This window comes from Bradyrhizobium sp. PRIMUS42, from assembly GCF_023006515.1.
In the GTDB taxonomy this organism is placed as follows: domain Bacteria; phylum Pseudomonadota; class Alphaproteobacteria; order Rhizobiales; family Xanthobacteraceae; genus Bradyrhizobium.
This window is the reverse complement of the sequence record NZ_JALBGZ010001198.1, coordinates 1-1,173: the sequence shown is the minus strand read 5'-3', so window position 1 is coordinate 1,173 and position 1,173 is coordinate 1. Positions and strand designations below refer to the sequence as shown.

Below are 1,173 nucleotides of genomic sequence, written 5' to 3'. Positions count from 1 at the left end.
GGATCGGTGCTCTCCGCCATCTGGTCGAGCACGCGCTGCGCCGTCGCGGGGCCGATGCCCGGCAACAGATGCAGGATGCGGAAACCGGCGACGCGGTCGCGCGGATTTTCAGTGAAGCGCAGCAGCGCCAGCACGTCCTTGACGTGCGCGGCGTCGAGGAATTTCAGCCCGCCGAATTTCACGAAGGGAATGTTGCGGCGGGTCAGCTCGATTTCGAGCGGGCCGGAATGCGAGGAGGTCCGGAACAGCACCGCCTGGTGCTTCAGCAGCGCGCCTTGCTCGCGGTTCGCCAGCACCTCTTCGACGATGTAGCGCGCCTGGTCGGCCTCGTCGTGCACGGTGACGAGCTGCGGCTTGTGCGAGGCGGCGCGGTCGGTCCAAAGGTTCTTGGTGAAGCGCTCGCGCGCGAGGCCAATGACGCCGTTGGCCGCCGCCAGCACCGCTTGCGTCGAGCGGTAATTGCGGTCGAGCGTGATCATCTCGGCGCGGGGCGAGAAGCTCTGCGGGAAGTCCAGGATGTTGCGCACGGTGGCGGCACGGAACGAGTAGATCGACTGCGCGTCGTCGCCGACCACGGTGAGGCCCCGTCCATCCGGCTTCAGCGCCAGCAGGATCGAGGATTGCAGGCGATTGGTGTCCTGGTATTCGTCGACCAGCACGTGATCGAAGCGACCGCCGATCTCGTCCGCGATCAGCGCATCGCTCATCATCTGCGACCAGTAGAGCAGGAGGTCGTCGTAATCGAGCACGTGCTGCGCCTGCTTGGCCTCGACATAAGCCGCGAACAGGCCTTTCAGCTCGGATGCCCAGCCCGCGCACCAGGGATAGTGCTGGCCGAGGACCTTCTCGATCTCCATCTCGGCGTTGACGCAGCGTGAGTAGATCGAGAGGCAGGTGCCCTTGGCCGGAAAGCGGCTCTCGGTCTTCGACAGGCCGCGCTCGTGCCGCACCAGGTTCATCAAGTCTGCGGAGTCCTCGCGGTCGTGGATGGTGAAGGCGGGATCGACACCGATCCGTTCGGCATATTCGCGCAAGAGACGCGCGCCGATGCCGTGGAAGGTGCCGGCCCAGCTGAGCGCATCGCGCATGATCGCGGCATTGTTCTCGCCCAGCACCTTGCGGGCGATGCGCTCGACCCGTCCGGCCATCTCGGCCGCGGCGCGGCGGGAGAAC

Annotated in this window: 1 protein-coding gene; it reads right to left on the bottom strand. The window is 66.2% G+C overall.

Annotation, left to right across the window (positions count from 1 at the left end):
• Positions 1-1,173: ATP-dependent helicase (locus MOV75_RS38975; RefSeq protein WP_247008156.1), on the bottom strand; the 1,173-nt coding region annotated here is incomplete at both ends.